The organism is Streptomyces sp. NPDC029014 (assembly GCF_055564695.1).
Map to the genome: position 1 here is coordinate 54,159 of NZ_JBVHVT010000017.1, position 25,415 is coordinate 79,573.

Annotated in this window: 19 protein-coding genes; 12 read left to right on the forward strand and 7 right to left on the reverse strand. The window is 74.9% G+C overall.

Features of this window, described 5'->3' with window-relative positions:
• Positions 1-31 precede the first annotated feature (31 nt).
• Positions 32-661 (forward strand): CGNR zinc finger domain-containing protein, encoded by a 630-nt coding sequence (locus ACZ4VL_RS11920; protein ID WP_468198709.1) that lies wholly within the window; start codon positions 32-34, stop codon positions 659-661.
• Here ACZ4VL_RS11920 and sodX read toward each other — a convergent pair.
• Complete coding sequence (gene sodX / locus ACZ4VL_RS11925; protein WP_468198711.1) at positions 565-990, reverse strand: nickel-type superoxide dismutase maturation protease; 426 nt, start codon at positions 988-990, stop codon at positions 565-567. The two genes, ACZ4VL_RS11920 and sodX, sit on opposite strands and share 97 nt — an antisense overlap.
• A 183-nt stretch (positions 991-1,173) precedes the next feature.
• Between sodX and sodN the strand changes: the two genes are divergently transcribed.
• Positions 1,174-1,569, forward strand: a complete 396-nt coding sequence (gene sodN, locus ACZ4VL_RS11930) for a superoxide dismutase, Ni (protein ID WP_048475438.1) — start codon at positions 1,174-1,176, stop codon at positions 1,567-1,569.
• A gap of 167 nt (positions 1,570-1,736) precedes the next feature.
• Here the strand turns inward: sodN and ACZ4VL_RS11935 are convergent, their stop codons facing one another.
• Positions 1,737-1,922 (reverse strand): DUF6104 family protein, encoded by a 186-nt coding sequence (locus ACZ4VL_RS11935; RefSeq protein WP_010061466.1) that lies wholly within the window; start codon positions 1,920-1,922, stop codon positions 1,737-1,739.
• A 137-nt stretch (positions 1,923-2,059) separates the two neighbouring features.
• Between ACZ4VL_RS11935 and ACZ4VL_RS11940 the strand changes: the two genes are divergently transcribed.
• From ACZ4VL_RS11940 to fxsT, 7 genes are all read left to right on the forward strand, one after another.
• Positions 2,060-4,198, forward strand: coding sequence for a VMAP-C domain-containing protein (locus ACZ4VL_RS11940; protein ID WP_468198714.1), 2,139 nt, complete (start codon positions 2,060-2,062; stop codon positions 4,196-4,198).
• A 45-nt stretch (positions 4,199-4,243) separates the two neighbouring features.
• Positions 4,244-5,254, forward strand: a complete 1,011-nt coding sequence (locus ACZ4VL_RS11945; RefSeq protein WP_468198715.1) for an AAA family ATPase — start codon at positions 4,244-4,246, stop codon at positions 5,252-5,254.
• A gap of 5 nt (positions 5,255-5,259) precedes the next feature.
• A complete protein-coding gene (locus ACZ4VL_RS11950) occupies positions 5,260-8,781 on the forward strand; it encodes an SAV_2336 N-terminal domain-related protein (protein ID WP_468198717.1) in 3,522 nt (1,173 codons plus the stop codon).
• Positions 8,782-8,907: 126 nt separating this feature from the next.
• Complete coding sequence (gene fxsA / locus ACZ4VL_RS11955) at positions 8,908-9,312, forward strand: FxSxx-COOH cyclophane-containing RiPP peptide (RefSeq protein ID WP_468198719.1); 405 nt, start codon at positions 8,908-8,910, stop codon at positions 9,310-9,312.
• A 138-nt stretch (positions 9,313-9,450) separates the two neighbouring features.
• Positions 9,451-10,713, forward strand: coding sequence for an FxsB family cyclophane-forming radical SAM/SPASM peptide maturase (locus ACZ4VL_RS11960; protein WP_468198722.1), 1,263 nt, complete (start codon positions 9,451-9,453; stop codon positions 10,711-10,713).
• Positions 10,710-11,966, forward strand: coding sequence for an HEXXH motif domain-containing protein (locus tag ACZ4VL_RS11965; protein WP_468198724.1), 1,257 nt, complete (start codon positions 10,710-10,712; stop codon positions 11,964-11,966). Before ACZ4VL_RS11960 ends, ACZ4VL_RS11965 begins: the two co-directional genes overlap by 4 nt.
• An 86-nt stretch (positions 11,967-12,052) precedes the next feature.
• On the forward strand, positions 12,053-15,058 hold the full coding sequence (fxsT, locus tag ACZ4VL_RS11970; RefSeq protein ID WP_468198726.1) for an FxSxx-COOH system tetratricopeptide repeat protein: 3,006 nt from the start codon (positions 12,053-12,055) through the stop codon (positions 15,056-15,058).
• A gap of 5 nt (positions 15,059-15,063) precedes the next feature.
• Here the strand turns inward: fxsT and ACZ4VL_RS11975 are convergent, their stop codons facing one another.
• The gene (locus ACZ4VL_RS11975; RefSeq protein ID WP_468198728.1) at positions 15,064-16,053 is read right to left on the reverse strand and encodes a helix-turn-helix domain-containing protein; all 990 of its coding nucleotides are present in this window, start codon (positions 16,051-16,053) and stop codon (positions 15,064-15,066) included.
• A 157-nt stretch (positions 16,054-16,210) separates the two neighbouring features.
• Between ACZ4VL_RS11975 and ACZ4VL_RS11980 the strand changes: the two genes are divergently transcribed.
• Positions 16,211-16,558, forward strand: coding sequence for a hypothetical protein (locus ACZ4VL_RS11980; protein ID WP_468198730.1), 348 nt, complete (start codon positions 16,211-16,213; stop codon positions 16,556-16,558).
• Between the two features lie 108 nt (positions 16,559-16,666).
• Positions 16,667-16,906, forward strand: a complete 240-nt coding sequence (locus ACZ4VL_RS11985; RefSeq protein WP_468198732.1) for a hypothetical protein — start codon at positions 16,667-16,669, stop codon at positions 16,904-16,906.
• Between the two features lie 160 nt (positions 16,907-17,066).
• Here ACZ4VL_RS11985 and ACZ4VL_RS11990 read toward each other — a convergent pair whose 3' ends face one another.
• The 4 genes from ACZ4VL_RS11990 to ACZ4VL_RS12005 all read right to left on the reverse strand — a co-directional run bounded on the left by ACZ4VL_RS11990 (position 17,067) and on the right by ACZ4VL_RS12005 (position 23,882).
• A complete protein-coding gene (locus tag ACZ4VL_RS11990; protein ID WP_468198735.1) occupies positions 17,067-20,909 on the reverse strand; it encodes a multifunctional oxoglutarate decarboxylase/oxoglutarate dehydrogenase thiamine pyrophosphate-binding subunit/dihydrolipoyllysine-residue succinyltransferase subunit in 3,843 nt (1,280 codons plus the stop codon).
• A 258-nt stretch (positions 20,910-21,167) separates the two neighbouring features.
• Entirely contained in the window at positions 21,168-22,247 is a 1,080-nt protein-coding gene (locus ACZ4VL_RS11995; RefSeq protein ID WP_385831156.1) for a HAMP domain-containing sensor histidine kinase, read from the reverse strand.
• A complete protein-coding gene (locus ACZ4VL_RS12000) occupies positions 22,244-22,987 on the reverse strand; it encodes a response regulator transcription factor (RefSeq protein ID WP_361088982.1) in 744 nt (247 codons plus the stop codon). The genes ACZ4VL_RS11995 and ACZ4VL_RS12000 overlap by 4 nt, the downstream gene beginning before the upstream one ends.
• A gap of 340 nt (positions 22,988-23,327) precedes the next feature.
• Positions 23,328-23,882 carry a hypothetical protein gene (locus ACZ4VL_RS12005; RefSeq protein ID WP_468198738.1) on the reverse strand — a complete coding sequence of 185 codons (555 nt, stop codon included), beginning with the start codon at positions 23,880-23,882 and terminating at the stop codon, positions 23,328-23,330.
• Positions 23,883-23,918: 36 nt separating this feature from the next.
• Between ACZ4VL_RS12005 and ACZ4VL_RS12010 the strand changes: the two genes are divergently transcribed.
• Positions 23,919-25,361, forward strand: coding sequence for a glycosyltransferase family 39 protein (locus ACZ4VL_RS12010; protein ID WP_468198740.1), 1,443 nt, complete (start codon positions 23,919-23,921; stop codon positions 25,359-25,361).
• The last annotated feature ends 54 nt before the right edge of the window (positions 25,362-25,415 follow it).

A 25,415-nucleotide genomic window follows, 5' to 3' on the forward strand; every position in this document is an offset into this window, starting at 1 on the left:
GGACCCTAATCTGCATCCGTAAGGACTACAAGTGGAACTGGCCCATTACTCGGACTTCGCCGTGCGCCTGGTCAACACCGAGGAGCCGGCCCGCAACAAGGACGCCCTCACCTCGGTCGACGCCGTGCGCGCCCTCTTCGGCGCCAGCACGCAGATGGCCCGCCGGGTCACCGACACCGACGTGACCCGCTTCCGCAACGTCCGCGGCCGGCTCCGGGCCGTCTTCGAGGCCGCCGACGGCGGCGACCACGTCCTCGCGGTCGACCTGCTCAACTCCCTGCTCATGGAGTTCCCGGTCAGCCCCCAGGTCTCCGGCCACGAGACCCTGGACGAGGACGGCACCCCCAAGTGGCACATCCACCTCGCCGACCACCCCTCGAACGCCTCCGCGGGCTACGCCGCCATCGCCTCCTTCGGGCTGGCGTTCCACCTCACCGAGCACGGCCCCGACCGCCTCGGCCTGTGCCAGGCGCCGCCCTGCCGCAACGCCTACCTGGACACCTCCACCAACCGCTCCCGGCGCTACTGCTCCGACCGCTGCGCCACCCGGGCGAACGTCGCCGCCTACCGCGCCCGCAAGCGGCTGGAGGCCGAGGCGTCCGCCCACAGCGGCCGCAGCGCCGAGGCCGCCCAGGACAGCCGCGCCCTCAGCGAGCTCTGATCCTCCGGGCGCGGCCGGAACCGCAGCACCGCCGTCGCCAGCACCAGGTCCTCGGGCACCGCCCCGTAGTCGGTGCTGTCGCCGGTCGTGTTGAACGGGTTGTCCCCGAGCACCCACCAGCCGCCCGGCCGCCGTTCCACCGCCCGCTTCACCACCAGCAGGTCCTGCTGGAACGGATGGCGCAGCACCACCACGTCACCCGGCCGGACCACGGCCCCGTACCGCACCACCAGCCGGTCGCCGTGCAGCAGGGTCGGCGCCATCGACGGCCCCGTCACCTCCAGCACCTCGAACCGGGAGCCGCCCCTACCCGCCGTCCTGCCCGCCATCCGCGACCTCCTCGCCCGCTCGTTCCTCACCGGGCATGCTGCCGCACCCCGCCGTACGTTCGCTCACCACGGCACGACCCGCCCTGGACTTTTGTCCTAAGCCCATGGGGCCGCTCGCGAAATCCGCTGTGCCACGGAGTAATCTCCACCTTGAGAAGACGATCACGAGGAGGAAGAATCTCCATGCTTTCCCGCCTCTTCGCCCCCAAGGCGAAGGTCTCCGCCCACTGCGACCTGCCGTGCGGCGTGTACGACCCTGCCCAGGCCCGCATCGAGGCCGAGTCGGTCAAGGCCGTCCAGGAGAAGTACCAGGCCAACGAGGACGCTGACTTCCGCGCCCGCGCCATCACCATCAAGGAGCAGCGCGCCGAGCTCGCCAAGCACCACGTCTCGGTGCTGTGGAGCGACTACTTCAAGCCGCCGCACTTCGAGAAGTACCCGCAGCTGCACACCCTGGTCAACGACACCCTGAAGGCCCTCTCGGCCGCCAAGGCGTCCAACGACCCGGCGACCGGCCAGAAGGCCCTCGACCTCATCGCCGAGATCGACCGCATCTTCTGGGAGACCAAGGCCGCCTGAGGCGCGCCTCCCCCATGACGCCGGAGGGGGGGGGGGGGGGGCCCCCCCGGCCCCCCCCCCCCCCCCCCCCCCCCTCCCCCCCCCCCCCCCCCCCCCCCCCCCCCCCCCCCCCCCCCCCCCCCCGCCGCAGCGGGCCCCGTGCGCTCGCGCCGCAGGTCCCGCCGGTCTCACTCGTCCTCGTCGTCCTCGTCGTCCAGCCGCGCCAGCCACGTGGCCAGCCGCTCCACCGGGACCTCGAAGTCCGGGTTCAGGTCGACGAACGTACGCAGCTGCTCGGCCAGCCACTCGAAAGTGACCTCCTCCTCGCCGCGCCGCTTCTCCAGCTCCTCGATGCCGCGATCGGTGAAGTACAAGTCGGGCTCCGTGCCGTGATGAAGATGTGCATGCGGATGTTTCCCGCCAGGATAATCCGCATAACCGGCGAGACCTCCCCTCCGACCGGCCCCGGCGCTAGCCTGGAGTGCCTTTCCAATCGCGAGAGGGGCGGGGGATGCCAGACGCGCGCACCGACGGCACCGCACGCGCCTACGAACTCCTCGAACCCCTGGTCCAGGCCGCGACCGTACGCGTCCACGCCGCCCCCGACGGGTATGCACCCCCTGGGACCGGCCCCACCTGGGGGAGCGGCTTCTTCATCGCCCCCGGCTGGGTCCTGACCTGCGCGCACGTCGTCGGCGAAGGGGGTGCTGCGGTGCGTCTCGCGGGACGTGAGCTCGGCATCACCTTCTCCTCCGGCCCCCGCAGCACCGGGACCGTCACCGGCCGCGTCGAGTGCGTCCTGCCCGAACGGCTCGAAGAGCGCCGGCCCGCCCGCCGCGCCCTGTGGGACCTCCCCGACCTGGCCCTCGTCCGCGTCCTCGCCCCCGTCTCCCACACCTGCGTACGCCTCACCGACCGCGCCCGGCCGCGCCTCGACGAGGTCGCCTACTTCGGCTGCACCGAGGACCTCGGCACCCCCGAGATCACCGGCCGCACCACCCGGCTGCGCGGAACCGCGGCCGGCGGCGCCGCCCTGCGCCTCGGCGACGACGACGAGATCGAACCCGGCATGTCCGGAGGCCCCGTCGTGGACCTCGCCAACGGCGAGGTCGTCGGCGTCGTCAAGGCCCGCCGGCACACCGGCGGCGGCGGACTCGCCGTCTCCGTCATCCAGCTGCGCACCCTGCCCCTCGCCGCCACCGGCCAGGTCGGCCTCTACCGCCGGGTCATGCAGGCCCACGACCTCTACCACTACGACCAGCACCTCAGCGACCTCGACACCCGCCGCACCTGGACCGACCTGCACGGCGAACTCGGCGCCCTCGGCGCCGCCCGGGCCGCCACCGCCGGCCCCGCCCCGCTCCCCGGCTCCGGCGCCCCGTACACCGCGGCGGGCCGGCTGACCCCCGCCGAGCGCACCACCCTGTGCGGGCTGCTCGCCGAACTGCCGCCGCCCCCGTCCTCCGAGGCGGTCCGCGCCCTCGTCGAGGCCGCCCGCGGCGAGGAACCCGACCCCGCCCTGCCCGCCCCGCTCAGCTGGCGCGACGGCCTCGGCATGCTCCACGACCCGCCCGGCGGCGCCGGCGAGGCCGCCGCCATGCTGCGGTACGCCACCGACGTCAGCGTCGCCGACTTCCGCGAGCCGCCCGCCCCCGGCGCCGACGAGGAACTGTGGGACTGGGTCCGCGCCACCGCCGAACGGCTCTGGCGGCCCCTGCGCCGGGAACTCGGCGAACGCCGCGACCAGGGCCTCGCCGAACGGCAACGCCGCCGCCGCGCCCGCGCCGCGTACGGCGCCCAGGGCCCCCAGCAGCACGGCCGGCCCGGAGGCCCCCTGCCCCAGGGGCCCTCCGTACTGCTGGAGGCCTGGGCCCACGGCTGGGAGGACGTCTACGACTGGCGCGTCTCCGTCCTCGCCGGCCCCGCCCACCCCGGCCGGGTCACCCCCGTCGGCTCCGGCGTCCGCGCCACCCGGGCCGGGCTGCCGGAGGCGGTGCGCGACGCCCTCGCCGAGGCCTTCCGCCGCTGCGACACCCACGAGGCCGCCGCCGTCCTCGAAGTCGCCGTGGCCCCCGAACTGTTCGGACTGCCGGTGGACACCTGGGTCCTCACCGGGCGGGTCCCGCTCGGCGTCCAGCGGCCCGTCGTGCTGCGCCACCCCGCCGGAGGCGACGGCGCGCACCCCGCCGACGCCGACGCCGCCCACCGCAGGGCCGACCGCTGGGCCCGCGTCCAGGCGGGGCCGCTTCTGGACGAACGCGCCGACTGCGCCCGCGGCCGGCCCCGCAGCCCGTCCCCCGCCTGGCTGGACGGACTCGCGGACAACACCGTGCCGGTGCACTGCCGGACCGCCGACGCGGAACCCACCCGCGGATCCCTGTACGCGGTCCGCGACGCCGGGTACGGGGTGGCGGTCACCCGGCGGCCCCCGGCCGACCCGGGGGAGTCCTGCGCGCCGTTCCACCGCGGACTGCGCGAGGAACTGACCGAGGCCGGGCGGGGCGCACCACTGCCGGTGCGGCTGCAGGCGCTGCGGGCCCGCGCCCACGGGGCGGACCCCGACGCCTACTGGGCGAACGGGATGGCCCTCGTCTGGGACGACCCGGCCCGCGCCCTGCCCGAGGAAGAGCCGCTGCAGGGGGACCTGTGACGGGCGGGAGGGGACCCGCGGGAGGGGACCCGGGAGGGGACGGACGTGAACGAGGAATGGCTCATCTACCGTGGGGTCGGCGAACCCCACGACGGCATCGACACCCTGCCCGACCCACCACCCTGGCGGGACTTCGACGGCGGGCCGGTCGGCGAACCCCCGTTACCGGCCGCCACCGCCGACGGCAACGTCGCGCGCCGGCTCGGCGCGCACCGGCAGGCCGCCGAACTCCACCGGCCCGAGCCCGAGGAGCTGGAGGCCATCAACGCGGCCCTCTACCTGCGCCGGCCGCTGCTCGTGACCGGATACCCCGGCACCGGCAAGTCCACCCTCGCCCACGCCGTCGCCCACGAACTCAAACTCGGCCGGGTGCTGCGCTGGCCCGTCGTCTCCCGGACCGTGCTCCAGGAAGGCCTGTACCGCTACGACGCCATCGCCCGGCTCCAGGACGTACAGATCGCCGCCAGCGGCGGCAGCCCCGGCGGCGCGCCCGGCATCGGCAAGTACATCCGGCTCGGCCCGCTCGGCACCGCCCTGCTGCCCGGCCGGCGGCCCCGCGTCCTGCTCGTCGACGAACTCGACAAGAGCGACATCGACCTGCCCAACGACCTCCTCAACGTCCTGGAGGAGGGCGAGTTCTCCCTGCCCGAACTGGAACGCGTCGCCGACAGCGAGCCCGAGGTGCAGGTCCTCACCGACGACGGGGCCAAGGTGACCGTCCGCGACGGCCGCGTCCGCTGCCGGGCCTTCCCCTTCATCATCCTCACCAGCAACGGCGAACGGGACTTCCCCGCCGCCCTGCTGCGCCGCTGCATCCAGCTCAAGCTCGGCCAGCCCGGCGAGAAACGCCTCGCCACCATGGTCCGCGCCCACCTCGGCGAGGACGCCGCCCGGCTCGGCGCCGACCTGATCCGCGAGTTCCTCAGCCGCTCCCAGTCCGAACTCGTCGCCGCCGACCAGCTCCTGAACGCCATCTACCTCACCCACTACGCCTCCCCGCCCACCCGGGAGGACCTCGCCGACCTGCTCATCCAACGCCTCGACCGCCCGAGGTGACCCCCGTGCCGACCCCTCCCGCCCCGACCGGACGCCCCGCCGGACCCCCCGCCCCGGCCGGGCAGCACGCCCCCGCGCCCCCCGAGATCCGCGACCTGGCCGGCCTGCTGCGCGCCGCCGGACTCGACCCCTCCGCCGAGGAGCTCGCCGACGCGCTCTGGCTCGCCGGCCGCATCGGCCCGCCCGTCCCCGCCGCAGCCCCGGCCGGCGCCGCCCGCCCCCCGCGCCGGCCCGCGCCGCGCGACCAGCCGCCGCCCGAGGAAGGGCCCCCGCCGCCCGCCCACCCGTCCGAGGACCCGGTCCGGCTCTACGCCGCCCGCCTGCGCGGCGCCGCCGCCGAGGACGCCGCCGCCTTCCCCGGCGGAGCCGGCGTGCCCGTACGCGTCCCCGGCGCGGCCGCACTGCCCCGGATCCTGGAGATACAGCGCGCCCTGCGCTCCCTCCAGCGGCACCGCCCGCCCGGCCCGCCGACCCGGCTCGTCCTCGACGAACCCGCCACCGCCGAGGCCAGCGCCCGCGCCCTCGGCCTCGTCATCCCCGTCCTGCGGCCCGAGAGCCGCCGCGAGGCGACCGTCCGGCTCGTGATGGACACCTCGCCCTCCATGGCCGTGTGGCAGGACATGTTCGAGGAACTGCGCGGCGTCTGCGAACGCCTCGGCGCCTTCCGCGACGTACAGGTCCACTACCTGCACCGGCTCGCCGACGGTCGCGCCGCCCTCGGCCAGGCCTCCGCCCCCGGCACCCGGCTGCGCTCCGGCGACCAGCTCCGCGACCCCAGCGGACGCTCCCTCACCATGGTCGTCTCCGACTGCGCCGGGCCGCTGTGGCGGGAGGGCGAAGCCCAGCGGGTCCTGCACCGCTGGGCCGAATGCACCCCCTGCGTCGTCGTCCAGCCACTGCCCCAGCGGCTGTGGAACCGCAGCTGGCTGCCGACCGAGCGGGGCACCCTCACCCGGGTCGAGGGCGGCGCCGGCAGACTCAGGTTCCGGCCCGACCGGCCCGCCCGCCCCGGCCGGCTCCGCGGCGGCCTCACCGTCCCCGTCCTCCCGCCGAACGCCACCGCGCTCGGCGCCTGGGCCCGCCTCGTCGCCGGCTTCGGCACCGGGCCCGTACCGGCCGAGGTGGGCCGCGTCCTCGCCGACCACCCCGCCGCGCCCCTCCCGCCGCCGCGGGCCGTGCGGCCGCCCCGCGAACTCGTGCGCCGCTTCTACTCCTCCGCCTCGCCGCGCGCCGTACAGCTCGCCGTCTACCTGTCCGCCGCCCCGCTCACCCTGCCCGTGATGCGGCTCGTCCAGCGCACCATGCTGCCCGATTCCGAACCCTCCGACCTGGCGGAAGTGCTGCTCAGCGGGCTGCTGCGGCGCGGTCCGGCGCCGGGGGAGTGGTACGAGTTCACCCCCGGCGTCCAGGACGTCCTGCTCGGGCCGCTAGGCCGGGACGAGGCCGCCCTCGTCCTCAAGCACTGCTCGGAGTACGTCCTCGCGCACTTCGGGCGCGGGGTGCGCAACTTCCCCGCGCTCGCCGTCTCCCAGCTCACCGGGGAACCCCTGGTCGAGGAGGGCGGCGAGGAGCGGGTCCCCGCCGCGCCGCTCCCGCAGGCCTTCGCCGAGGTCTCCGCCCGCGTCGTACGCCGCTACCTGCCCGGACCCGCCGACCAGGACACCGCCGGACCCGAACCCGCCGCGCCCCCGCCCGGGCGGGGCTGGGCGGTGCGCACGGCCCGCGACCGGCTCGCCGCCCAGGACCGACAGGGGGGCGACGGCGCCCAGCGCGGCCTGTACGAGGCCGTCGCCGTGCTGCGCCGCGCGCTGGCCGCCCCCGCCGGCCCCGACGACCCGGCCGGTGAGGCCGAGTGCGAGCTGGCCGGGGCGCTGCTGCGCCTGTGGGCCCGGCAGCGGGACCCGGAACTGCTGGCCGAGGCCGAGCAGGCCGTGGGCGGACTGCGCACCGCCCCCGCCCGGGCGCTGCGCGGCCGGGTGCTGTACGAGCGGGCGCGGGCGGCGCCGGCCGAGCGGCCGGACGCGGAACTGCTGACCGCGGAGCTGCTGGCCGCCGCCGAGCGGGAGTTCGCGGCCGCGGCCGCCGCCCCGGACGGCGACGCGCGGCTGCGACTGGACTGCACGGTGCGGCAGGCCCGGGCCCTGGTCGCGCTGGGCGAGCTGCGCGACGACCCGATACCCCTGCTCCAGGCCCGGGCCGTGCTGGAGGCCCTGGCCGGCCCCGGGGCCGGGCCCGACACGGGCGTGCTGCGGCCGGCCCTGGGGCGGGTGCTGCTGGCCCTGCTGCCCCGCACCCCCGACCCGGTGGAACGCACCGCGCTGGCCGAACAGGCCGCCGGACACCTGGCATCGGGGCTGCCGGAGACGGCCGGGGGAGCCGGGGCGGATTCCCTGCCGGGACCCGGCCCGGCCGCCGGAGCGGACCCGGGCGGCGCGGTCCCACCGGGGCCACCGGGACCGCCGGGGCCGGCGCCGGAACCCTCCCGGGACGCAGCCGTAACGGGGACCGCGGCCGCCGGGACCGCCGGGCCCGCCGGGGCGGGAGCCGAGCCCGGACCCGCCGGGGCCGACGTGCCCGCCCGGGCCACCGGGCGGCCCGTGGCGGCCGGATCCGGGCCGGGGCCGGCCGATCCCGAGGGGCCGGCTCCCGAGCCGGGCCGGGACCGGGCGCGGACCGCGTGGCTGCGGGTGGACCTGGCCACGGCCCTGCGCTACCTGCCCGCCCGGCTGGAGGAGGCGTCCGGCCAGCTGGCCCGGGCGCTGGCCGAGGCCGACGGCGACCCGGAGCTCCGGCTCGCCGCGCTGGTGTGCCTGGCCCGCGTGCACCGGGCCCGCTCCGCGCGGGACGCCGACCCGACGGCGCTGGAGGACGCGGCCGACGCGTACGGGCGGGCCCGCCGGCTGATCCCCCGTGACGCGGAGGCCTACGCGGAGCTGCTGCCCGAGTGGGGCGACGTACTCCTGGAGCGGGCCCGGGCCGCGGGCGGGCGGCGGTTCACCTCGGCGGCCGTACGGGTGCTGCGCGACAGCCGGGCCGCGGTCCCGCAGTCCGACGCCCGCTCCGCGCACCGGCTGGTGCGGCTCGCGGCGGGACTGCGGTTGCGGCACGGCTACGAGGGCGACGTGGTGGACCTGCGGGAGGCCGAGTACCTGCTGGAGCTGGCCGTCCGGCACGGCCGCAGCCCGCTGGAGCAGGCCCGCGCCTGGCGGGAGCACGGTGACGTCCAGCAGGAGATCCACGCCCACACCCGGGCCCTGGACCGCCTCGACCGGGCCGCCGACTCCTACCGGCGGGCCTGGCGGGCGGCCCTGGAGGCCGACCGCGCGGACCGCCGGGAGGTGGCCGTCGAGATCGCCGCCAGAGTCCAGGAGCTGCGCGGCGGGGTGCTGGAGCGGCTGGCCCGGCCCCGGGCCGCGCTCGACGCCTACCGGTCCGCCCTGGAGCTGTGGCGGGGGCTCGGGGAGGCGGCCGCGGACCGCCGGGAGGCGCTGGCCTCCCGGGTCCGCACCCTGGAGGCCGGGCTGTGAAGCCGGCGCCCGGGGCGTGAAGGGCCCGCACGCGGGAACCCGTTCAACGGGCGGGCCATCGGACAACGCGACACGCGACACCACACGCGATTCGGCACGGCGACTCAACAGGGGGACGGGCAGCCCATGGTGATCCGGCATCAGACACCGCACACGGAAGCTGCGGCGCGCACGGAAGGGGAGAGGGACCCCGGCACCCACACCGACACCGACACGGACACGGACACGGACACGGAAACGGACACGGACACGGACACGGACACGGAAACGGACACGGAGGCGGACGGCGGCACGGGCCGCGGCGCGGATGCCGTCGGCGGCGTCCCGGCCGGGGAGTCGGGCGCGGCCCCGGGGGCGGGCGCCGACCGGCCGACGGCCTGCGCACCCCGCCTCCCCGACCTGTCCGGATACGACCTGGCCGCACTGCGCGGGATCGACCACCCCGTGCTGGCCCTGGTCATCGAGGGCATGGTGGAACGGGTGACCCACCCCGCCGAGATCCTCAACGCCTTCGACTCCGGCGTCAGCTGAGCGGCCGCTCACGCACCGCATCCCCAAGGCCACGCAGCGCACCCACAGTTGACCCGTTTCCGCCGTTAGCCGGTGCCGAACCCCGGGCAGGGATGGACCGTCCGCCGGGGCAGGCGGCCGGGCGAGGAGGTGCAGGCGATGGGGCACACGGACAGGAGCGGCGGGTCCGCGCTGCCCGCGCACCGGGCCCGCGCCCCCTGGCCCTACGCCCGGCTCGACGTCCCCGCGCTCCGCGCGGCCGGCCACCGCCCGTACCCCGTACGGCAGTTCGTGCTGAAGACCCGCAGCCGCTGCAATCTCGCCTGCACCTACTGCTACGTGTACGAGATGGCCGACCGGAGCTGGCGCGGCCGGCCCGCCGCCATGTCCCCCGAAACCACCGCCCGCGCCGCCGCCCGCATCGCCGAGCACGTCGCCGCACACCGCCTGAGCCGCGTCGACCTCGTCCTGCACGGCGGAGAACCGCTGCTCACCGCCCCCGCCGAGCTGGCCGCCCCCGTCGACGCCGTGCGGGCGGCCCTGCGCGCGGCGTCCCCGCGGACCAGGGTCACCGCCACCGTCCAGACCAACGGCACCCTGCTCACCCGCGGCCGGCTCGCCGCGCTCGCCGCCGCCGGGATCCGCATCGGCGTCAGCCTGGACGGGGGCCTGCCGGAGCACAACACCCGCCGCGTGGACCACGCCGGGCGACCCGGGTTCGGCGCGGCCGCCCGCGGGCTGCGGCTGCTCGCCCGACACCCCGAGAGCTACGCGGGCGTGCTGTGCGTGATCGACCCCGCCCAGGACCCGGTGCGGACGTACGAGTCCCTGCTCGCCTTCGCCCCGCCGAGCATCGGCCTGCTGCTGCCCCTCGCCAACTGGAGCACCCCGCCGCCCGGCCACCGCCCGGGCAGCACCCCGTACGCCGACTGGCTGATCGCCGTGTTCGAACGCTGGTGGCACGACGGGGCGCTGAGGGCCCGGATCCGGATGTTCGAGGAGATCATCGCCCTGCTGCTCGGCCTGCCCACCGCCACCGAGACCCTCGGCCTCGCCCCCGCCACCACCGCCGTGATCGAGACCGACGGCACCCTGGAGCAGGCCGACTCGCTCAAATCCGCGTACGAGGGCGCGGCCGCCACCGGAATGGCGCTGCGGACCCACAGCTTCGACGACCTGCTCGACCACCCGGGACTGGCCGCCCGCCAGCTCGGGGCGGCGGCCCTCGCCGACCCCTGCCGGGCCTGCGAGCTGGTCGCCGTCTGCGGCGGCGGCCACTACCCGCACCGCTACCGCGCCGGCGAGGGCTTCCGGCAGCCGTCCGTCTACTGCGAGGACCTCCAGGCCGTCATCCGGCACGTCGCCGCCGCCCTCCACCGGGCCGCCGACCGCGCCGCCGTCCCCCGGGCGGCCGCCTCATGACCGACTCCCTCGCCGCCTTCACCGTCGCCCGGCCCGTCCTGCGCGCCCTCGCCTCCACCGAACCCTCCGCCGAGGGCACCCGCCTCGTGCGCGCCGTCCGCCACTCCAAACGGCTGGTCCTGCTCCGCGCCGTGCTCGACGCCGCCCCCGGCGGACGCTCCGGCGAGGCCGCGGACCACTGGGCCCTGCTGGAGGAGGCCGAGCGGCACGACCCCGACGCCGTGCACGACGTCCTGCACTACCCGGCCACCGGCGTCTGGGCCGAGGAGACCCTCCGCCGGCTGCACGCCCCGCACGGGCCCGCCGCCGACCTCGGCCACCTCGGCGCCCTCGCCGTCGCCGCCGCCCTGCGCGCCGGGATCGACTTCAAGGCCACCCTGAAGCCCGTCGGCGGCCGCCTCGCGCTGCCCACCCTCGGCCTGCTCCACCCGGCCCGGCCCGGCCCGCTGGCCCTCACCGAACGCTCCTGGGACCCCGACGACCCCGCCGCCCTGCCCCTGCACACCCTGCCCGGCGGCCGGACCGCCCTCGACGACCTCGACCCCTACCGGGCCCCCGGGCAGGCCCGCCCCGCGCCCGTCCGCGCCGCCCGCCGCCTCACCCCCAAGGGCCACAAGCGCTGGGACACCCAGTGGACCGGCGCCCTCACCCTGCTGGAGCGGTACGACACCGCCCGCGCCGGCGAGACCGGCCTGCTGCTGCGCTCCGTCGTCCCGCTCGGCGGCGGCTCCCGCTCCAGCGGCGCCACCCTGCCCGCGGCCGCCGGCTCCGTCCTCGCCCGCAGCCAGGCCCCGCCCGCCCTGGCCGCCACCCTCGTCCACGAGGTCCAGCACGGCAAGCTGACCGCCCTCGCCGACGTCCTCACCCTGCACACCGCCGACGCCACCCCCCGGCACTGGGCCCCCTGGCGCGCCGACCCCCGCCCGCTGGAAGGGCTGCTGCACGGCGCCTACGCCCACCTGGCCCTGGCCGGCTACTGGCAGCGCGCCGCCCTCTACGGAGCCCGCGGCGCCTGGGCCCAGCACGCCCGCATCCGCGCCCAGGTCGCCGCCGTCCTCCCCGCGCTCCGCGCGCACCCCCGACTCACCGCGACCGGCCGGGAGTTCACCGAGGCCATGGCCGCGGCCGAGCGGGCCATGGACGAGCTGCCGCCGCCCGGCGACCAGCACGCCGTCGCCCGCCGTGCCGTCGACCGGGCCCGCCGCGCCTGGTACGCGGAACACCCCGAACTCGCCCCGCCCGAACGGGGCTGACGGACCGTCCGCTGCGATACCGTGGCACCCCCGCCCACAGCCCGGATCCACCCCGTCCACCGCCCGGATTCCAGGGAGACGGCCGCATGACCACCGGTATTCGGCAGGAACGCGACCCGGCCCCCGCGCGGCCGCAGCGCTTCCTCATCAGCTTCGCCGGCTTCAACCGCCCCTGGGCCGTGTGGATCGCCCACCGGCTGGAGGAACACGGCCACCGCGTCGCCCTGCAACGCTGGGACCCGCAGTCCGCGGGCGGCCTCACCCAGGCCCTCGACGACCTGGCCCGCAGCGGCAGCCGCGTCCTGCTCGTCCTCAGCGAGCGGTACTTCTCCGTCGGCACCCACACCGACGAGGAGTGGAACACCTCCCTGCGCGCGGTCACCGACAGCCACCCCGGACGGTTCGCCGCCGTCAGCCTCACCGACGCCCTGCTGCCCAGCGCCGTCGCCACCCTGGAGACGACCGACCTGTGGGGCCTCGACGCGTACGAGGCCGAGTACCGCGTGCTGCGCCGCCTGGACCTGCCCACCGACCGGGTCGGCACCGAGACCGGCCGCCGCGGCCCCCGCTTCCCCAACGACCCCCCGGAGATCTGGGGCCGCGTCCCGCGCCGCAACCCCCGCTTCACCGGCCGCAACGACATCATCGGCAACCTGCGCGCCGCCCTCAGCGAGGCACCCCCCGGCGCATCCACCGTCACCCTGCTCGGCCTGTCCGGCGTCGGCAAGACACAGGTCGCCACCGAATACGCCTACCGCTTCGCCTCCGAGTACGACGTCGTGTGGTGGGTCCCCGCCGAGGACCGGCCCACCCTGCGCGAGCGGCTCGCCGACCTCGCCCCCGAGATGGGCCTGCCACGCGGCGCCGGCAGCTACGGCGAGCAGATCCGGTCCGTCCTGGAGGCGCTGCGGCGCGGCTCCCCGTACAACCGCTGGCTGGTCGTCTTCGACGGCTGCGACAACCCCGACGACCTCACCGACCTGCTGCCCTCAGGCGCCGGCGACGTCATCATCACCTCCCGCAACCGCGAGTGGGCCTCCCGGCACACCAGTCTCGTCGAGGTCCCGCTCTACGCCCGGCCCGAGTCGGTCACCTTCATCCGCCGCCGGGCCCGCCGGCTCACCGGCGCGGAGGCCGACCAGCTCGCCGAGGCCCTGGAGGACTACCCGCTCGCCCTCGACCAGACCGCCGGCTGGCTCGCCGACTCCCCGCTGACGGTCGACGACTACCTCGCGCTGCTGCGCCGCCGCCTCGACTCCCACGAGGCCGTCACCGTCTCCGACGACTACCCGCTGCCCTTCCCCACCGCGCTCGCGATACTGCTCAACAACGTCCGGGAGAACTTCCCCGACGCCCTCGCCCTGCTCCGGCTGTTCGTGTTCTTCGCACCCGGCCCGGTGCCGCTGCGGCTGCTGCGCGAGTTCCCCGTCGACGACGTGCCCGAGCAGCTCGCCGGGCTCATCAACGACCAGATCCGCTGGAACGCCGCCCTCAACAAGCTGGTGCAGTTCTCCGTCGTCCGGCTGGAGTACTCCGACCTGTCCGTGGAGGAGGGCGGCGGCGGCCTGGAGACCGTACAGCTGCACCGCATGGTGCACGGCATCGTCCGCGAGAACCTCGCCGAGGAGGAGGCCGGACCCCTCGCCCGCGCCGTCCGCCAGGTCCTCGCCGCCGCCGACCCCGGCCGGCCCTCCGACTCCCGGCTGTGGCCCCGCTTCGCCGAGCTGATCCCGCACCTGGAGGCCGCCGGCGTGCTGACCAGCAGCAACCCGCGGATCCAGGGCTTCCTGCTGAACTGCCTGCGCTACCTGATCCTCGCCGGCGAATACCGCACCTGCCTGCGCCTGGCCGAGCAGACCGACGCGGTCTGGCGGGCGATGCTCGGCGACGACCACGACCAGGTCCGCGAACTCAGCTACCACTACGGCGGCGCCCTGCGCATGCTCGGCCACTTCAAACAGGCCGAGGCCCTCGCCAAGGCGGTCGCCGACCGGCTCCTCGCCGAACGCGGCGACCGCGACCTGGAGACCCTGCGCGCCACCAGCACCTACGCGGGCGTCCTGCTCGGCACCGCCAAGTTCGAACAGGCCCGGGAGCTGCTGGAACACGCCTTCGCCCGGTACCGCGAGCTCCTCGGCGAGGACGACTCCACCACCCTGAACGCCGAGAACAACGTCGCCGTCGCGCTGCGCCTGCTGGGCCGCTACCAGGAGGCGTACGAGACCGACCTCGACACCCTGCGCCGCCGCGAACGGGTCCTGCGCGTCCGGCACATCGCCACCCTCTCCTCCGGGATCGGCTGCGCCATGGGACTGCGCCTGATGGGCCGCTACCGCGAGGCCCTCGCCCGGCAGGAACAGGGCCTCAAACTCAACTCCCAGGTCCTCGGCCCCAACCACCCGCAGACCCTGCGCGCCGAGCACAACCTCGGCATGTGCCTGCGCCGCTCCGGGGACATCCCCGGCGCCGGCGCCCGGCTGCGCAGCGTGCTGGAGCGCTCCACGCGGGTCTTCGGCGCGGAGTTCCCCTGGACGCTGATGGTCGCCTCCGACTACGCCACCTACCTGCGCGAGTACGGGGACATCGGCGAGGCCCGCCGGATCTCCGAGGAGGTCGTGCGCGGCTACCAGACGCAGCTCGGCCTCGCCCACCCGTACAGCATCGGCACGGTCGGCAACCTCGCCCTCGTGCTGCGGGCCCAGGGCGAGCGCCGCGAGGCGCTGAACCTCGCCGAACAGGCCCTGGTCGGCATGCGCGGCGCGGTCGGCGAGCGGCATCCCTGGGCGCTGGGCTGCGCCCTGAACGCCACCGGGCACCGCAACATCACCGGACACCTCCAGGACGCGCTGGACCTCGGCCGGGAGACGCTGCGCAACTGCGAGCAGGTACTCGGCCCCGACCACCCGATGACGCTGAGCGCACAGATCGCCCTGGCCGCGGACCTGCGGTCGGTACGGGAGGACGCGGAAGCGGCCAAACACGAGGACGCGGGCCTGAAGGCGCTGACCCGCACCCTCGGCCCGCAGCACGTCCACACCGTCTCGGCCCGCCAGCAGATGCGCCCGTACTGGGACTTCGAGCCCCAGCCGTAGGAGTACTAGACCAGCCAGCCCTGCCGGACGGCGCGCACGCCCGCCTCGAAGCGGCTGCGCGCCCCCAGGCGTTCCATCAGGCCCGTCGCGACGCGGCGGGCCGTCCGGTGCGAGACCCCCAGCCGCTTGGCGATGGCCTCGTCAGTGAACCCGTCCGCCAGCAGCTTCAGGGCGGTCGCCTCGGTGCCGGTCAGCCCGTTCTCGTCGTCCCGGTGCGCCTTCTCGCCGAACGGCTGCGCCGCCTCCCACACGCTCTCGAACAGCGCGCACAGGGCCGTCAGGGTGCCGTGCCCGGTGAGCACCACGGCGCCGGCCGCGGTGTCCTCGCTGTTGACCGGGATCACGGCGGTGCTCCGGTCCGTGATGATCATCCGGATGGGCAGGGTCGGCGCGGTCCGCGCCTGCCGACCGAGCTCGCCCAGCCACCCCGCGTAGGCGACGGTGTGCTGGCTGTTGCGGACGCTGTCCAGGTAGACCGTGCGCATCCGGATCCCCCGCCGGAGCAGGGCCTCGTCCAGCGGCCGGGAGGCCTCCAGGTTCTCCGGGGTCTGCTCGCCGTCCGGGGCGAAGACCATGACCTCGTGCTCCACCTCGCGGTGCAGCAGGGTGAGGCGCTCGCGGATCCGGTCCAGCCCGACGAGGTGCTCGACGCCGGGCTCGGAGGCCGCCGGCCGCAGGTCCGCGTACTCCGAGATGAGCTGGGCGGCGGCGGCCCGGGAGGCCTCGATCCGCTGCTGCTGGGCGGCGAGTTCGGCCTGCTGCCGGGCGAGCAGCAGCTCCATTCCCACGTCGGGGCTGACCGCCCGCAGGCGGCCGGGCTCCTCGTACGAGGGCCGTACCAGAGCCAGTTCGCTCAGCTGGTCGAGGCCGGAGCGGACGGCTTCCTCGGGCAGGTCGAGGCGGGTGCACAGGCCCGCCACGCCGTCACCGGGGTGGGCCAGCATCGCCCGGTACACGGCTTCCGTCGTTCTGTCGAGACCCAGAAGGGTCAACATGCGCATTCCCCCAATGCGTGATCCTCACTCTTGATCATCGCATGATCACGGCGAGGCGTGGAGCGCCGAGGGGGCGGTTGGCCTCTTCCGTCCAGAGCCCCAAGGGGCCAGCCGGGACTACTGGTTGAGAAGCTTCCGGATTGCCAGTCTCGGAACCATGTATCTGATTCACGCCCAGTTCCGCGGGCCCCTCGGCAGCACCCTTCCGGACGACGCGGCCCGCCGCGCCCTCGCCCTCGCACAGGTCGGCGACGGCGTCGAACACGTCACCGCGCACCCGCATGCCGAACCCCATCCGGTGCTGGGGCTCTTCCTGCTGACCCCGTCCCTGCGCGAGGCCGAGGGGCGGGCGACCGGCGTCTGCAGGCGCCTGCTGCGGGAGCACGCCGGCATGTCCGGCTGGGCGCTCGTGAGGGCGGAAGTGCCCCTGCTGGCCCCATTGGGACATGGCCCGTTGGGTCCACCGGAAAGCCCTTCCACCGCCTCTGGCCTGCGACGAAAGTAGTTCTCGCCAGCAGGGGACACCGCCCGGCAGGCAACACCGGCGCCACGTCACCGCGGGATGCGGGGCCGGATCCGTCCCACAGCCCCGTCTGCCGAAAGGTCAACCGTCATGAACACCGTCCGCATCGCCAAGGCCGCCGCGGTCACCGTCCTCGCCGCCGCATCCGTCCTCCTCGGCTCCTCGGCAGCCCAGGCCGTCAACCCCGGCACCAACGACTTCGGCTGGCAGAGCGTCACCGCCGCCCCCAAGAAGGACTTCGGCTGGCAGAGCGTCACCGCCGCTCCGAGGAACGACTTCGGCTGGCAGACCGTGACCGCCGCCCCGAAGAACGACTTCGGCTGGCAGTAGCCGTCCCGCTCGCCCCCCACAGCTGCACCTGCAGGGCAGCTGTCCCCCGACCGGGCGGGCCCGCACGCTGCGATACGCCCCCGGCAGCCCGGCGGCACATGCCGAAGGCCCGGCCCCCGTGACGGGGACCGGGCCTTCCTGCGTCAGACCGCAGCGGGGACTAGGCCTCGAAGACCTCGTTGAGCAGCTGCTGCTGCTCGGCCTGGTGCCGCTTGGCGGAACCCACGGCCGGGGACGAGCCGTGCGGGCGCGAGATGCGGCGCAGGCGCTCGCCGGCCGGGATGTCCGCGCCGACCGCCAGGTCGAGGTGGTCGATCAGGTTGAGCGCGATGAACGGCCACGCACCCTGGTTCGCCGGCTCCTCCTGGGCCCAGATGTACTTCGCCGCGTTCGGGTACTTGGCGATCTCGGCCTGGAGCTCCGCACCCGGCAGCGGGTACAGGCGCTCGATGCGGATGATGGCGGTGTCGGTGATGCCGCGCTTCTCCCGCTCGGCCTCCAGGTCGTAGTAGACCTTGCCCGCGCAGAACACGACCTTGCGGACCGCGTTCGGGTCGACGGTCGAGTCGCCGATGACCGGGCGGAACGCGCCGCTCGTGAACTCCTCCGCCTTCGACGCCGCGGCCTTCAGGCGCAGCATCGACTTCGGGGTGAAGACGATGAGCGGCTTGTGGTGCGGGTTGTGGACCTGCCAGCGCAGCAGGTGGAAGTAGTTCGACGGCAGGGTCGGCATCGCGACCGTCATGTTGTCCTGGGCGCACATCTGCAGGAAGCGCTCGGGACGCGCGGACGAGTGGTCCGGGCCCTGGCCCTCGTAGCCGTGCGGCAGCAGCAGGACGACGCCGGAGGTCTGGCCCCACTTCTGCTCGGCCGAGGAGATGAACTCGTCGACGACGGTCTGGGCGCCGTTGACGAAGTCACCGAACTGGGCCTCCCACAGGACCAGCGCGTCCGGGCGGGCCAGGGAGTAGCCGTACTCGAAGCCCATCGCCGCGTACTCGGAGAGCAGCGAGTCGTAGACGTTGTAGCGGGCCTGGTCTTCCGTCAGGTGCTGCAGCGGGGTGTAGTCGCCGCCGGTCTCCCGGTCGATCAGCACCGCGTGGCGCTGGCCGAAGGTGCCGCGGCGGGAGTCCTGGCCGGACAGCCGGACCGGGGTGCCCTCCATCAGCAGCGAGCCGAAGGCGAGGGTCTCGCCCATGCCCCAGTCGATGGTGCCGTCGTCGATCATCGCCGCGCGGCGCTGGAGCTGCGGCAGCAGACGCGGGTGGACCGTGTGGGCCTCGGGGATGCTGACCTGGGACTCGGCGATCCGCTTGACGACCTCGAAGGAGACCGAGGTGTTCACGGCGACCGGGAACTCGGCCTGCTCCACCGGGGCGGGGGTGCCGATCGCGGGCTGCGTGGCGGCCTCGCGGACCTCCGCGAAGACCTTCTCCAGCTGGCCCTGGAAGTCCTGCAGGGCCTGCTCGGCCTCTTCCAGGGTGATGTCGCCACGACCGATGAGGGACTCGGTGTACAGCTTGCGCACCGAGCGCTTCTTGTCGATCAGGTCGTACATCAGCGGCTGCGTGAACGCCGGGTTGTCCGACTCGTTGTGGCCGCGGCGGCGGTAGCAGATGAGGTCGATCACGACGTCCTTGTTGAACGCCTGGCGGAACTCGAAGGCGAGCCGCGCGACGCGGACCACGGCCTCCGGGTCGTCGCCGTTCACGTGGAAGATCGGCGCCTCGATCATGCGGGCCACGTCGGTCGCGTACATGGAGGAACGCGAGGACTCCGGGGCGGCGGTGAAGCCGACCTGGTTGTTGATGACGACGTGGACGGTGCCGCCGGTGCGGTAGCCGCGCAGCTGCGACATGTTCAGGGTCTCGGCGACCACGCCCTGGCCGGCGAACGCGGCGTCGCCGTGCAGGGCGACGGGCAGGACGGTGAAGTCCGTGCCGCCCTTGTTGATGATGTCCTGCTTGGCGCGGGCGACACCCTCCAGGACCGGGTCGACGGCCTCCAGGTGGGACGGGTTCGCGACCAGCGAGACCTTGATCTGCTCGCCGTCGAGGCCCGTGAAGGTGCCCTCGGCGCCCAGGTGGTACTTGACGTCGCCGGAGCCGTGCATGGACTTCGGGTCGAGGTTGCCCTCGAACTCGCGGAAGATCTGCGCGTACGACTTGCCGACGATGTTCGCGAGGACGTTCAGGCGGCCGCGGTGGGCCATGCCGATGACGACCTCTTCGAGGCGGGCCTCGGCCGCGGAGTCGATGACCGCGTCGAGCAGCGGGATGACGGACTCGCCGCCCTCCAGGGAGAAGCGCTTCTGGCCGACGTACTTCGTCTGCAGGAAGGTCTCGAAGGCCTCGGCGGCGTTCAGGCGGCGCAGGATGCGCAGCTGCTCCTCGCGCTCCGGCTTGGAGTGCGGGCGCTCGATGCGGTCCTGGATCCAGCGGCGCTGCTTCGGGTCCTGGATGTGCATGAACTCGACGCCGGTGGTGCGGCAGTACGAGTCGCGCAGCACACCGAGGATGTCGCGCAGCTTCATCATCGACTTGCCGGCGAAGCCGCCGACCGCGAACTCGCGCTCCAGGTCCCACAGGGTGAGGCCGTGCTCGGTGATGTCGAGGTCGGGGTGCTTGCGCTGCTTGTACTCCAGCGGGTCGGTGTCGGCCATGACGTGGCCGCGGACCCGGTAGGAGTGGATCAGCTCGAAGACGCGGGCGGCCTTGGTGACGTCGTCGTCGTGGCTGGCGTCGATGTCGCGCATCCAGCGGACCGGCTCGTACGGGATCCGCAGCGACTCGAAGACGCGGTCGTAGAAGCCGTCCTCGCCGAGGAGGAGGTTCGCGACGATGCGCAGGAACTCGCCGGAGGCGGCGCCCTGGATGACCCGGTGGTCGTACGTCGAGGTCAGGGTCATGACCTTGGAGATGCCCAGCTTGTTCAGGGTGTCCTGCGAGGTGCCCTGGAACTCGGCCGGGTAGTCCATGGAGCCGACGCCCATGATGACCGACTGTCCGGGCATCAGGCGCGGCACGGAGTGGACGGTGCCCAGGCCGCCCGGGTTCGTCAGGGAGACCGTGACGCCGGTGAAGTCGTCCATCGTCAGCTTGCCGACGCGGGCGCGGCGGACGATGTCCTCGTAGGCCTGCCAGAACTCGAAGAAGTTGAGGGTCTCGGCCTTCTTGATGCCGGCGACGACGAGCTGGCGGTCGCCGTTCGGCTTGACCAGGTCGATCGCGAGGCCGAAGTTGACGTGCTCCGGCTTGACCAGGGTCGGCTTGCCGTCCTTCTCCGCGAAGGAGTAGTTCATCGACGGCATGGCCTTGATGGCCTGCACCATCGCGTAGCCGATCAGGTGCGTGAAGGAGATCTTCCCGCCCCGGGCGCGCTTCAGGTGGTTGTTGATGACGATGCGGTTGTCGAACAGCAGCTTCACCGGGACGGCGCGGACCGAGGTGGCCGTCGGCACGTCGAGGGAGGCGTTCATGTTCTTCGCGACCGCCGCGGCCGGGCCGCGGAGCGTCACCAGCTCGGGGCCCGCGGGGGCCTCGGTGGCGGGCGCGGCCTTCTGGGCGGCGACGGGAGCGGCGGCGGCCGGAGCGGCGGCCGAGGCCTGGGAGGTGACAGTCACAGCAGGGGCACCAGAGGGAGTGGCAGGAGCAGGGGCAGGAGCTGACACGGGCGAAGAGGTCGGCGCGGCGACCGCCGCCCCCGTGGCGGCGGCGTCGGAGACCTTCGGGGTTTCGGTGGCGACGGTGGCGGCCTGTGCGGAGGCGCCGTCCGTCGGGGTCTTCACCGGCTCGTCGGCCTTGGCGGGAGCGCTCACGCCCCCCGGCTTGTAGTCGGCGAAGAAGTCCCACCAGGCCCGGTCGACCGAATTCGGGTCCTGGAGGTACTGCTGGTAGATCTCGTCGACGAGCCACTCATTGGCGCCGAAGCCTGAGGCAGGGGTCTTCCCGCCCTCAGCTGCTTCGGTCGTGGTGCTCGGGTTACTCGGGGACTGTGGCGACACGGCGGCAACCGCCCTCTTCCGCTTCACAAGGTATGGACAGCGGGAATAAAGGCTACGCCTCCCGGGCGGGGAGATGCAGACCGGGCCGGACTTACGTCATGTAGGTCACACCGAACGGCGGGTTTCGCCGCTCTGAATGGCGGGAAACCAACGGGGTTCGGGTATGCAGTAGCCGGGTTGCGACCCCCTGGCTTCGCACCCCTGACGGACCTCGTGCACGTGTGGCCGAGATCATGTCCTTCCCAGTCGAACCCTACGTCAATGCGACGCCGCCGGGCTGCCCGGAAGTGTGACGAGGATCCGGCAGCCGCGTGACGATTCGGCCACGCGGATCCGGCCGCCGTGCAGCTCCACCGCCCAGCGGGCGATCGCCAGGCCCAGCCCGGTGCCCCCGTCGCCGCCGTTGGCGCTGCCCCGGTTGAACCGCTCGAAGACCCGGTGCCGCTCGGCCTCGGGGATCCCGGGGCCCTCGTCCACCACCTCCAGCGCCAGGCTGCCGGGGGCGTCCCCGGCCCGGGCGCGGACCGTGACCCGGCCGAGGGCGGGGCTGTGCTTGACCGCGTTGTCGATCAGGTTCGCCACCACCTGGTGCAACCGCTCGGCGTCCGCGTACGCGGTCAGCCCCGACGGGAACACGTCCAGGTGCAGGTGCACGTCGTTGCGGGTGTGCCCGCCGGAGCCCGAGGCCAGCCCCGGCCGGCCGGCGGCCGCCAGCCCGGACTCCTTGAGCACCCCCGACAGGTACGGCCACACCTCGAAGCGGCGGGCCTTCAGCGGGACCACCCCGTTGTCCACCCGGGACAGGTCCAGCAGCGTCTCCACCAGCCGGCCCAGCCGCTCGGTCTGCTTCAGCATCGTCCGCATGGTCTCCGGATCGGCCTCCGAGACCCCGTCGACCACGTTCTCCAGCACCGCGCGCAGCGCCGCGATGGGCGTGCGCAGCTCGTGCGAGACGTTGGCGACCAGCTCCCTGCGGTGCCGGTCCACGGCCTCCAGGTCGTCCGCCATCAGGTTGATGGTGGAGGCCAGGTCGCCGAGCTCGTCGCGGCGGCCGGCCCCGCGGACCCGGCGGGTGAAGTCCCCGTGGGAGATCGCCCGGGCCACCCGGGTCATGTCGTCCAGCGGGGCCGTCAGGCTGTGCGCCACGAACTGGGTGATCAGCATCGATGCGATCACCGAGAACACCGTGATGAAGCGGAGCTCGGTGTCGGTGCGCAGGGCCACCAGCAGCAGCCCGGTGGTGATGAACACCGAGACCACGACCAGCGTGCCCAGCTTGGTCTTGATCGAGAACGGCGAGAACGGGCGGAGCCCCCCCTCGGGGCGCCCGCCGCTCACGCCTGCGCCGGGGTCTCCAGGGCGTATCCCACGCCGTGGACGGTACGGATCCGCTCCGCCCCGATCTTCCGGCGCAGGGCCTTGATGTGGCTGTCGACCGTACGGGTGCCGGAGGCGTCGGCCCAGTCCCACACCTCGGCCAGCAGCTGCTCCCGGGAGAGCACCGCCCGGGGGGTGCCGGCCAGGCAGACGAGCAGGTCGAACTCGGTCGGGGTCAGGTGGACGTCCTCCGCCTGCACCCGGACCCGGCGCTGCGCGTGGTCGATCTCCAGGTCCCCCAGCCGCAGCGTGGCCCCGCGGGGGGCGTGCGCGGCCAGCGTCGCGCGTTCCACGCGGCGCAGCAGGACGTGGACCCGGGCCGCCAGCTCGCGCATGGAGAACGGCTTGGTCATGTAGTCGTCGGCCCCGACCCCGAGCCCGACCAGCATGTCGGTCTCGTCGTCGCGCGCGGTGAGCATCAGCACCGGGACCGGCCGCTGGGCCTGGACCCGGCGGCACACCTCCAGGCCGTCGAAGCCCGGCAGCATGACGTCGAGGACCAGCAGCTCGGGCTGCCAGCTCTCGGCCGCCGCCACGGCGGCCGGCCCGTCGAAGGCGGCCTGCACCTGGAAGCCCTCGGCGCGCAGCCGGGCCGTGATGGCGTCGGCGATGGTGCGGTCGTCCTCGACCACGAGCACGCGCCGCTGAGCGCCGGGGGTGGCCGCGGCGCCGCCGGTGTGGGTGGTGTGTGTCTGTTCCATGTCCCGCCCCTGGAGATCCGCGTGATAGGGGTGCAGCGTAGAGGAGCCACCGGCCTGCGGCTATGCGGGGTTCGGACAGCGAAACCGGCGGAGGTGCTGATTCCGATTGCGGTCGGAATGGGGATATGGGCCGCCATGCCGGGTGCCGCGGAGGCCTCCCCGAAGACCTTTCGAAGCCGGCAGGAAGTCGGCAGGAAGTCGGCAGGAAGCCGGCCGCAAGCCTCCCGGAATCCGCCCTGGGTCTGCCTGGAGTCCGCCTCGGGGCGCCCGCGCAGGTGTGCCCGGTGGGAAGCCCGCGCCGGTTCCTGCGGGGGTCCTGTCGGGGCGTCCGCGGCCGGGGTCAGCTGCCCTCGAACGAGGGCAGCGCCGACAGTACGTCCGCCAGGCCCGGCGGGATCGCCCCGTCGCGGGCGGTGACCTCGCGGCCGCCGTGCACGAAGGCGTACGTGAACCCGTCGTAGACCGTCGGTCCGCCCGTCGGGACCCGGGGCAGGCGGGAGAAGTCCGCGGCCGCGAGCGCCGCCCGCAGCTTCGCGAGCCCGTCCGCCGACAGCTTCCCGGATCCGGTCCGCCGGCCCTCGCCGTCCAGGCGGGTCCACGAGCCGTCGTCCGTGACCAGCAGGCCCGTCGTCCGCCCGGCGAAGCCACCGCTGCGGGTGACCGCGACCAGGCGCCCGGCGGCCGGGGACGGGCCGGCGGAGGCCGCCGTGGACGGGCCGGTCGGGCCGCCCGTCGTCGCGGGGACGCCCGGCCCCGAGGGAACCGGGCCCGCCGGGGTCGGGGCGTTCGAGGCGGCCGGAGGACCGGGGGCGGGGGTCTGCGCCCCGGCCGCACCGCATCCGGTCAGGGCCACCGCACCCAGCAGCACCGCCGCCACCGCTCGTACCGTGCGCACACCCCACCTCCGCAGGTTTTCGGCCCGACCCCGAGTATGGAGGCCGCCCACCCCTACGGAAAGCACCCGGAGGACGACATCCGCACCGCCGCCCGGCGCTGGCTGCCGCCGCTCCTCGCGCTCCTCCTCGGACTGTGGGGCGCGGGCCGGGGCGGCAGCATGTGGCGCGACGAGTCCGTGACCTGGCAGGTGGCGCACCGCCCGCTCGGCGGGCTGGTCGAGCTGCTCGGGCAGGTGGACGCCGTGCACGGGCTGTACTACCTGCTCCTGCACGGCGTGTTCCTGGCCGCGGACGCCCTCCCCGGCACCGGCGCGGCCGCCGGCCCCGACCCGTCGCCCGCCGGGCTGTGGCTGCTGCGGCTGCCGTCGGTCGCCGCCACCGCCCTCGCCGCCGCCGGGGTGGCCGCGGTCGGCCGCCGGCTCGCGGGCGAGCGGGCCGGGCTGCTCGCCGGCGCCGCGTACGCCGTGCTGCCGCCGGTGCAGATGTACGCCCAGGAAGGCCGCTCGTACGCCCTGGTCGCGGCGGCCGTGGTGTGGTCGACGTACCTGATGCTGCGCGAGCGGTGGCCCGCGTACGCCGTCGTGCTGCTCCTCGGCTGCTGGCTGCACCCGTTCGCCGTGTTCGCGCTGCCCGCCCACGCCGTCACCGCCCGGCGCTCGCCCGGCTGGCGGCGCAGCGCCGCCGCCGTCCTCGTCCTGCTGCTCCCGCTGGCCCGGCTCGGCGCCCGGCAGGTCGAGCAGCAGCTGGGCTGGCTCGGCCGGCCCGGCTGGGCGGACTGGGCCGCGTACGCGGTGGTCGCGGCCGCGACGTGGCTGCTGACGCGGGGGAGCGCGGTGCCGCGGGAGCTGGTGAGGGTCGCCGTACCGCTCGCGCTGCTGCCGCCCGGGCTGCTGATCGCCGTCTCGCTGGTGCACCCCCTGTACGTCGACCGGTACGTGCTCTACGCGCTGACCGGGCTCGCCCTGGCGGCCGGGGCCCGCCTCGCGGCCGTGCAGCGGTGGCGCGCGGCCGTGCCGTGGCTGCTGGTGGCCGCCGTGCTGGTGCCCTTCGGGTGGTGGTCGGTGTGGCTGCGCACCCCCGAGAGCCGCAAGGACGACGCCCTCGCCGTGGCGTCCGCGGTCCGGGAACGGGCCCGGCCCGGGGACGCGGTGCTGTTCCTGCCCGCCCGGCGGCGCGAGTGGCTGCTGTCCTCGCCCGCCGTGTACCGGGGGCTGTGGGACCTGGCCCTGGACCGCTCCCCGGCCGCCTCGGCCAGCCTGTGGGGCACCGAGCTGCCCTCGGCGGGTATCCGGGCCCGGCTGGTGGACGACGCCCCGCGGGTGATCGCGCTGATGGACCCGGCGGGGCAGCCGCTCGACCCGTACCCGCGGGAGGCCGTCAAACGGCAGACGCTGGTCTCGCACTACGACCTCTGCTCGGTGGACCGGGTGCGCGGGGCGCGGATCGCGGTCTGGGCCCGCCCGGGCGGATGCCCCTGAGGCGGTCGGGGCAGGATGGGTGCCGTCACGTCGCACGAGGCTCCGGGGGGACCC

What these genes read in the sequence shown, in the direction of transcription:
- ACZ4VL_RS11985 (WP_468198732.1), top strand. Translation starts at nt 16,667, where the DNA reads ATGAACACCGTCCGCATCGCCAAGGCCGCCGCGGTCACCGTCCTCGCC.
- sodN (WP_048475438.1), top strand. Translation starts at nt 1,174, where the DNA reads ATGCTTTCCCGCCTCTTCGCCCCCAAGGCGAAGGTCTCCGCCCACTGC.
- fxsA (WP_468198719.1), top strand. Translation starts at nt 8,908, where the DNA reads ATGGTGATCCGGCATCAGACACCGCACACGGAAGCTGCGGCGCGCACG.
- ACZ4VL_RS11975 (WP_468198728.1), bottom strand. Translation starts at nt 16,053, where the DNA reads ATGTTGACCCTTCTGGGTCTCGACAGAACGACGGAAGCCGTGTACCGG.
- ACZ4VL_RS11965 (WP_468198724.1), top strand. Translation starts at nt 10,710, where the DNA reads ATGACCGACTCCCTCGCCGCCTTCACCGTCGCCCGGCCCGTCCTGCGC.
- ACZ4VL_RS11980 (WP_468198730.1), top strand. Translation starts at nt 16,211, where the DNA reads ATGTATCTGATTCACGCCCAGTTCCGCGGGCCCCTCGGCAGCACCCTT.
- ACZ4VL_RS11940 (WP_468198714.1), top strand. Translation starts at nt 2,060, where the DNA reads ATGCCAGACGCGCGCACCGACGGCACCGCACGCGCCTACGAACTCCTC.
- ACZ4VL_RS11960 (WP_468198722.1), top strand. Translation starts at nt 9,451, where the DNA reads ATGGGGCACACGGACAGGAGCGGCGGGTCCGCGCTGCCCGCGCACCGG.
- ACZ4VL_RS12010 (WP_468198740.1), top strand. Translation starts at nt 23,919, where the DNA reads ATGGAGGCCGCCCACCCCTACGGAAAGCACCCGGAGGACGACATCCGC.
- sodX (WP_468198711.1), bottom strand. Translation starts at nt 990, where the DNA reads ATGGCGGGCAGGACGGCGGGTAGGGGCGGCTCCCGGTTCGAGGTGCTG.
- fxsT (WP_468198726.1), top strand. Translation starts at nt 12,053, where the DNA reads ATGACCACCGGTATTCGGCAGGAACGCGACCCGGCCCCCGCGCGGCCG.
- ACZ4VL_RS12000 (WP_361088982.1), bottom strand. Translation starts at nt 22,987, where the DNA reads ATGGAACAGACACACACCACCCACACCGGCGGCGCCGCGGCCACCCCC.